Source organism: Vibrio sp. 10N.247.311.13, assembly GCF_041467595.1.
GTDB lineage: Bacteria > Pseudomonadota > Gammaproteobacteria > Enterobacterales > Vibrionaceae > Vibrio > Vibrio crassostreae_C.
Genome location: NZ_JBFSUX010000114.1, coordinates 1 through 3776, shown reverse-complemented (window position 1 = coordinate 3776; position 3776 = coordinate 1). Strand labels below are relative to the sequence as shown.

The following is a 3776-nucleotide window of genomic DNA, read 5'->3' as shown; positions in this document are numbered from 1 at the left end:
GGTATGAACTCGCTAAGTCTCTTGATTAACCAGACTTGTGATCAAGAGACAGCCCAATGGGTGCCTTTTTCTTTAGCATTCGTTAACTCGAAAAGCGGATGCTTACCAGAAGGTAATGAACAAGCCCGCTGTCACTGCCATTCCAACATAGTTGTTGTTTAGAAAGGCTTGGAAACAAAGGTCTCGATCACGGTGGCGCATCAGGTGTTGTTGATACACAAATAAGCTTCCCGCTACCAACAGTGCCCAATAGAAGGTATCTCCTAGTTGGTAATGCATGCCTAACGCAATCAGCATCGCTAGGGTGACGAGTTGCAAAGAGCCAACAATCAGTTTATCGAAGCGACCAAATAAAATAGCCGTCGATTTAATACCAATCTTCAAGTCATCATCTCGGTCAACCATCGCATATTGCGTGTCGTAAGCAATCGTCCACAACGCGTTAATCACGAAGACAAACCACACAATGCTTGGCAGTTCATTGGTTTGTGCCGCCCAAGCCATTGGTATCGCCCAACTAAACGCTAAGCCAAGAAACAACTGTGGAAGATGCGTAAAACGCTTCATGAAAGGGTAAATGAACGCCAGACCCACACCAATAAATGAGAGCTTAATGGTCAGTGGATTCATGGTGAGTACCAGCAAGAATGAAACTACGGCTAGCACTAAAAAGAGCAGAATCGCTTCCTTACTGGAAACCAAACCAGACGGCAGTGGACGCTGCTTGGTACGTTTAACATGACCATCTACTTTACGGTCCGCAAAGTCATTGATCACACAGCCAGCTGAACGCATCAACACCACGCCGAGTACAAAAACAACCAAGACATCAAAATCAGGCATACCTTGTGCGGCGATAATCAGTGACCACAAGGTCGGCCAAAGGAGTAATAGGGTACCAATCGGGCGATTCATTCGCGTTAATTGCCAATACGCCTTCGCTTTGGTGGCAAGCATTTACACACTCTCCTTAGAGTAAATGGGTGATGTTGGTAAAAACAGTTCTGCCACAAGCATCGGTTTATGGTTCATCCATAATCGAGAACGACGCGCGAGTAATCGCTCATCGCCTGCGATAACCCAACCAACTTGCAGCGCATCTCGCTCCACGTTCTCAGCACTAAAAACGGTCAATCCAAGCGGGACATTACCTTGTTGAGAAAGGTCTGAGTGCTGATGATCTTCTAATGTGACTCGGGGAATCAAGGTTCGACCTAACACCCACGGTTCGTCATCACCCTTTAAAATCACTTTACGCAGTAAGCAATCAAACGATGATAAAAGATGTTCCTCGTCTTGTTGCAGCATTGAGCGTTCTACAACTTGATTATGAAGCAACTCAACAGACAGGTGCTGACAGCACTTCCCCAACTTGCGGGAAAGAGAACCTTGCTCCATCAGCCACTCTTTGGTGGTTTCATTAGGAAAATCAAATGTTTCTGTACTTTGCCAATCTACATTCATTAACGAATTAAGATACAGCGATATTGGCTGATTCATACTAGTATTCAATAGGTGACTTTACACGTACAATAAAGCTTCAACTTTCGAACAAAATTAAAGCGTTCTTCGAATTGTAAACGTATTTAGATTTAGACCGCTCATTGTAACAAGACTAATGCGTTTCGAATATCGCGAATAAACTAAAGAAAAGTCACAAATATGCACAAACGTTATGTAGCCCAAATATTTCTTGCGATTACCCTACTCTTTTCAGCATCAAGTTTCGCGGAAGAGGAGTCGGCAGCTAAACTCGCCTACTTCACGCTAGAGCCAGACCTGACCACCAATTTTTACACTAAAGGTAAAAAACTGGGCTACATTCAGGTTCGCCTCGACATCATGGTGGCAAATAGTAGCGACTTGGCCGCTATTGAGCATCACCAACCACTGATTCGCGATGCGGTGATTGAATTGCTTGGCAAACAAAACGAAGAAACCATTAAATCTCTATCTGGCCGTGAAGACTTAAGAAAATCCTTAGTTGAACACCTCAACAAGATTTTGCTTCCAGAGACAGGTAAAACCCTGATTGCTGACTTACTGTTTACCAAATACCTTTATCAGTAATGATGTAAAACGAATCCCAATAAAAAAGCGGCTCATCTGGCCGCTTTTTTTGTCTCTATCGTTTGGCTACTCATTAGAAGATATGAATTAGCTTCTTGCCGAGCTTGGTGCTTTCATCGCATCGATAAAGCCAATAATCACACCAGCGGCTAGACCAGCTAAATGCGCCGTATTGGCGATAGCCATAAATGGCTGCATGTACCCAAGCACCAACCACACCAACATAAAGCCGACAATCTGTCTTGGGATACCTAAACCAAGTTGTGGCGCCTTCGCACCAACCACCCATAAGTAACCAACCAAGGCATACACAACACCAGACAAACCACCGAAGTTCGCCCCTTCAACCCAATACTGCCCAGCACCTGAAAGCGCAGAAGAGACAGCAAAGATCTGAAGTAGCTTGAGGCTGCCAAGTTTCTTCTCAATGTCTCCACCTAGCTGCCACCACCACAAAATATTAAATGCGATGTGCATAACAGAGAAATGTAGAACGGCATGACTCAACCAACGCCACAGCTGCCATTGCTGTCCATCCACCGCTGGGAAATGTAGGGCATTGAAAATAGCTTGGCCAAAACCGATCTGTTGCAGCGCAAAAATCACCACACACACCAACATCAGGCTTAGTGTCACTGGGCCTGCTTTGGCTTTGATCATGCCCATGAAGCTTGGCGTGTGGTAATGGAAGTTGCTCTTTCTGGTCTCTGCCATGTCCCAAGATGCAGCTTGATAGCACTTATGATTGGGCTCAGCCAGAAAACGATTCAGCTCAGCTTCGGTTTCAACCTGAAATTGGCCATCAAGAAGCCAAAGAGCAAAACGCCCTTCTCCCTCTGGAGACATCTGAATAGGGATCTGACGAGAGGCCATATAATCAATAAATGCTTGAGCAAGACGTGGATTGTCTAACACCATCAATCTAATCATTGTTACTTCCTATTCATTCTATGAGGGATGCTTGAGGCGGTTCAGGTGATGAAAGTCATTAACCTGCGATCACTGGAAGTTCAGCACGATGCCAAGCTTCGAAACCACCATCAACACTATATACCTCTTCAAAGCCTTGGTTCACTAAATATTGTGCCGCACCTTGGCTACTGATGCCGTGGTAGCACATCACTAAGATAGGTTGTTCGAACTCAACCTCATCCATGAATGACACCATCGTATCGTTAGTCAGGTGGTAGGCTGTTTTTGGGTGGGCAACCGCAAAAGACTGCGGGTCACGTATATCGACAAGTCGAGCTTCGCCTTGTTCGATGAGGGCTTGAGCGCCTTTAACATCGATATGTTTAAACTGGTCCATGACTTTCTCTTTTTATACTGATTTACTTTGCTGCCATTGTAACCTATCCCAAGGCTAACATTCACATCCACTTAATAAGGTTATCCACCAGCGATCACTTTTACACCATTTGTGGATAAATCTGTGAATTGCGTGAATAAAGTGTCTTTTCAAAAATAGATCCACAACATGTAGTAATGATCCTGATCTAACTGTGGGTTAACTGAAACATATCCCCACTCGAAAAACCCCGTCAAAGCCTTACTACACACTGCTTTTAGATAGCTGACGAATAAACTTCTCACAGAGTTATCCACAAAATCATTTTGCAAATTTCGATCGCAAAAGTTGAGAAATCGATCCAAATCGAGTAGGAGGAGGCCTCACGGCCTCCGTCCTCTCACACCACCGTACAAGC

5 protein-coding genes are annotated in these 3776 nt (G+C 44.7%); 1 reads left to right on the top strand and 4 read right to left on the bottom strand.

Features of this window, described 5'->3' with window-relative positions; genetic code table 11:
- Positions 1-102: 102 nt before the first annotated feature.
- The gene (gene ubiA / locus AB6E52_RS22810) at positions 103-957 is read right to left on the bottom strand and encodes a 4-hydroxybenzoate octaprenyltransferase (RefSeq protein WP_017061043.1); all 855 of its coding nucleotides are present in this window, start codon (positions 955-957) and stop codon (positions 103-105) included.
- Complete coding sequence (locus AB6E52_RS22805; RefSeq protein ID WP_164091128.1) at positions 958-1500, bottom strand: chorismate lyase; 543 nt, start codon at positions 1498-1500, stop codon at positions 958-960.
- Positions 1501-1662: 162 nt separating this feature from the next.
- On the opposite strand from AB6E52_RS22805, the gene AB6E52_RS22800 reads away from it, so the two are divergent.
- Positions 1663-2070 (top strand): flagellar basal body-associated protein FliL, encoded by a 408-nt coding sequence (locus AB6E52_RS22800; protein WP_017063771.1) that lies wholly within the window; start codon positions 1663-1665, stop codon positions 2068-2070.
- 87 nt (positions 2071-2157) lie between these two features.
- On the opposite strand, the gene glpG is transcribed toward AB6E52_RS22800, so the two are convergent.
- Positions 2158-3000, bottom strand: coding sequence for a rhomboid family intramembrane serine protease GlpG (gene glpG, locus AB6E52_RS22795; RefSeq protein ID WP_102319740.1), 843 nt, complete (start codon positions 2998-3000; stop codon positions 2158-2160).
- Positions 3001-3058: 58 nt separating this feature from the next.
- Positions 3059-3379, bottom strand: coding sequence for a thiosulfate sulfurtransferase GlpE (gene glpE, locus AB6E52_RS22790; protein WP_017061039.1), 321 nt, complete (start codon positions 3377-3379; stop codon positions 3059-3061).
- Between the last annotated feature and the right edge of the window lie 397 nt (positions 3380-3776).